The 3597-nt window shown below is 61.4% G+C and carries 4 protein-coding genes and 2 pseudogenes; 5 read left to right on the plus strand and 1 reads right to left on the minus strand.

Annotated features, from left to right (window positions below):
• From WBV42_RS14955 to WBV42_RS14970, 4 genes and pseudogenes are all read left to right on the plus strand, one after another.
• A pseudogene (locus WBV42_RS14955) lies at positions 1 to 260 on the plus strand (carbohydrate ABC transporter permease); the annotation flags it as partial.
• Between the two features lie 6 nt (positions 261 to 266).
• Positions 267 to 1454: an ABC transporter ATP-binding protein gene (locus WBV42_RS14960; RefSeq protein WP_423986739.1), complete on the plus strand. Its 1188-nt coding sequence runs from the start codon at positions 267 to 269 to the stop codon at positions 1452 to 1454.
• Between the two features lies 1 nt (position 1455).
• Positions 1456 to 1659, plus strand: coding sequence for a hypothetical protein (locus WBV42_RS14965; protein WP_066145511.1), 204 nt, complete (start codon positions 1456 to 1458; stop codon positions 1657 to 1659).
• A 127-nt stretch (positions 1660 to 1786) separates the two neighbouring features.
• The gene (locus WBV42_RS14970) at positions 1787 to 2854 is read left to right on the plus strand and encodes a Gfo/Idh/MocA family protein (RefSeq protein ID WP_423986740.1); all 1068 of its coding nucleotides are present in this window, start codon (positions 1787 to 1789) and stop codon (positions 2852 to 2854) included.
• Between the two features lies 1 nt (position 2855).
• Here the strand turns inward: WBV42_RS14970 and WBV42_RS14975 are convergent, their stop codons facing one another.
• The gene (locus tag WBV42_RS14975) at positions 2856 to 3374 is read right to left on the minus strand and encodes a DUF2332 family protein (protein ID WP_423986741.1); all 519 of its coding nucleotides are present in this window, start codon (positions 3372 to 3374) and stop codon (positions 2856 to 2858) included.
• A gap of 100 nt (positions 3375 to 3474) precedes the next feature.
• Here WBV42_RS14975 and WBV42_RS14980 point away from each other — a divergent pair.
• A pseudogene (locus tag WBV42_RS14980) lies at positions 3475 to 3597 on the plus strand (sugar phosphate isomerase/epimerase); the annotation flags it as partial.

Below are 3597 nucleotides of genomic sequence, written 5' to 3' on the forward strand. Positions count from 1 at the left end.
CCGGCGTCGCCACGGCGGGCGTGCTAACGTTTATCAACGTGTACAACGAGTTCTTCTTCTCGTACCTGATGACGGACGGACAGGCGAAACACTGGGCACCACTTCTGTGGGGCATTCTGGGCTACCAGGGCCAGTACGCATCGTTCTACAACCTCATGGCGGCGGCGAGCATCGTGGGCATCCTGCCCATCGCAATCCTCGTCGTCATCGCGCAGGAGAAAATCGTCAGTGGACTCACCTCTGGCGCACTGAAGGAGTGATACACAATGGGTGAAGTTAACTTAGAACACGTTTCGAAACAGTACGATGATGTAACGGCAGTCGACGACATGAATCTGGAGATCAAGGACGGCGAGTTCATCACGCTCGTCGGCCCGTCCGGATGTGGGAAATCCACGACCCTAGAGACCATCGCCGGTCTCACGATTCCGACGGATGGGACGATTTCCATCGCCGGACGGGAAGTAACGACCCTCCCGCCGAAGGACCGTGGCATCGCCATGGTGTTCCAGAACATCGCGTTGTTCCCGCACATGGACGTGTACGACAACATCAGCTTCGGGCTTCGGCTCCGGAAGTACGATACGGACGAGGTGGACCGCCGGGTTGACCGGGCGGCCGAAATCGTCCAGCTCGAAGGCCTGCTCGACCGGATGCCGGACGAGATGTCGGGCGGCCAACGGCAGCGTGTCGCCATCGCGCGCGCCATCGTCCGTGATCCGGAAGTGTTCCTGATGGACGAGCCGCTGGCGAACCTCGACGCCAAACTGCGCGTTCACATGCGGACCGAACTCCAGCGGCTTCAGAAGGAACTCGACGCGACCATCATCTACGTCACGCACGACCAGGCGGAGGCGATGACGATGTCCGACCGCGTCGCGGTCATCAATCAGGGGAAACTCCAGCAGTTCGATCCCCCGCTCGTCTGTTACAACGAACCGAAGAACCTGTTCGTCGCTGGGTTCATCGGCTCGCCGAGCATGAATTTCGTCGAGGGAACGATCGACGCGAACGGGTTGGCGACGGAGGATTACCACGTCCAGTTCGACCCCGGCCAACTCAGCGGTGTCGCGCCGGACGACGAGGTGACGATGGGGGTCCGTCCCGAAGACGTGTACCTTCTCGACGATGCGGACGACGTGGCGAACCCCACGGACACCATCTCGGCCCGAACGGACGTGCTCGAACCGATGGGCGACGAGATTTTCGTCTACTTGCTGACGGGCGGCGCGAGTTCGGAGGGAATGGACGCCGAAGCGGATGATTCCCACCAGCTCCTGATGAGCGTGGATCCCGACAAGGACATCGAAACAGACCAGGAAGCGGAGGTCGTCCTCGATCGGGAACGTATCCATCTGTTCGATACGGAGACCGGCGACGCCATCGCACACGGACTGGAGTTCGCCTCGGTCGGAACGGGGGCCACCGGCACGGAAGCGGAGGGGGACGACTGAGATGGTGACGGAACTCGGTTGGTTCTACCTGGGCGCGGGTACGTTCCTGTTCTTCTTCTGGGCGTACGGCATCGCGTCGTTCGTCTTCGACGTGAAGAACAAGATCATTCCCGGTATTCGAGGACTGCTCGCGGACCGGAAAGACAGAAAAGCGGAGGAAGAACGTGAGCGCGAACGCGAAGAAAAGAAACAGCAGTTGTATTGACGTGCGCCCGTTTACCCACCCGAGTTCGTCTCGACCACGGCAAAAACTGCCGAAGACCCCCTCCGTCACGACGGAGTGGCACGACGAAAGGAAAAGAATAACACCGTCTCACCGGTGAGCGGTAACTATGAGTGCCAGTGAGCCGGTTCGAGTTGGGTTCGTCGGTCTCGGAAATATTGGACATTATCACGCCGACCGCGTCACTGACTTACGCCACGAAATCGTCGGCGGTGTCGATATCAACCCCGACGCACGCGCCCGATTCGCCGAGAAATACGATACCCGCTCGTTCGAGAGCTACGAGGAGCTGTACGAGTCGGACATCGACGCCGTCGTCGTCACGACGCCGAACAAATTCCACGAGGAGTACGCTATCTCCGCGCTCGACGCGGGACTCGACGTGCTTTTGGAAAAGCCGCTCGCCCACACGCTGGAGAGCGCGGAGCGCATCGCGGAGGCGGCCCGCAACGCCGAGGGATTCTGTATGGTCGGCTTCCACAACCGCTTCCGGACCCCCGTCGAGGTCATCAAGGGCTACCAGGACGAGGGTCGCTTCGGGAAGACGCGTCACGTCGAAGCCAACTACATCCGACGCCGTGGCATCCCCGGCCGTGGCTCGTGGTTCACGAACCGCGACGTCGCTGGCGGCGGTGCCCTCATCGACATCGGCGTTCACGCCATCGACCTCGCGCTTCACCTCCACGACTTCCCGGACGTGAAGGAAGTCAGTGGCGAGGTTCGCTCGCAGTTCGGTGACCGCGACGACTACACGTACCTCGAAATGTGGGGCGACGACACCGATTCGGGCACGTTCACTGTCGACGACTCCGTAACCGCGTTCATCCGCTGTGAGAACGGCAAGACAATCTCGCTCGAAGTCGCGTGGGCCGCCAACCGCTCGTCGAGCGAGGAGTACTTCGTCCGCGGCACCGACGCGGGCGCGAGCTTCGACAAGCACGACGACTCGCTCACCATCTACGAGACGAGCATGGTCGGTTCCGACCACTTCTCGGATACCAACGTCAAGACCCGCCAGGAGGACGCCCACAAAGCCGAACAGCGCGTCTTCTTCGAAGCGGTTCGGGACAACGTCGCACCGAAGATGAACACCATCGAACAGGCTCTCACGGTCCAGCGCGTCATCGACGCCGTCTACCGGTCGTCACAGGACGAGAAAGCAGTCCAGTTGGATTGAGTTATCGAACCCACCGAAGCCATTTTCCGTGTTGCTCGTAGGCGAGCAGCCGTCGGTACTCCTCGCCGTCGAACCATTCGAGACCGAACGCGCTGGCCCACTCGTCCGCCGACGCGTGACCGGACAACCAGTGGAGCGGTCGTTCCTCCGCGGCAGTTTCGATCCGCGTCCGGAGTCGGTCCTGTGCCGTCTCCGGGAGTTGATACCGCATCTGCGTGTCGAACACGCAGACCGGAACGTCCGACGGAATCCCCGCGAGAACGTCGGGGAGTTCTTCGACCGCGTCTCCCTGCCGAAGTTCGGGCGGATGCCGTCGCGCGACGTTCGTGGCCTGTCGAAGGAGTCGATGACGGTCCTCGTGTTCCGGCCAGACGAGCGCGCGAAGCCACCGGGCGTCCGTTTCGTGCCGTGCTTCGGCGGGATTTCCTCGGCGAGCGAGAGCAGATACGGGTCGTCGGCGACGCCACGCGCCAGTTTCTCGTACAGAGGAGACGTTCCGACACACCAGTCGGCGAACCACTCGAACTCCTCGGCGAGGCTCATATGGGAAACGATTGGAGACCCGGAGTGTAAGCGTTGCCACCAAAATTTTATTCTCGAACGGGGTAATCGTTCGTAACATGGACATCGGCGTTCACACACCACCACTGTACGGCGAATCGCTCGAAGACGCGCTCGAATATCTGAACGACATCGGCGTGGACGCCATCGAACCCGGCGTCGGCGGCTTCCCCGGCGACACG

Source organism: Haladaptatus sp. (genome assembly GCF_049589095.1).
Lineage (GTDB): Archaea > Halobacteriota > Halobacteria > Halobacteriales > Haladaptataceae > Haladaptatus.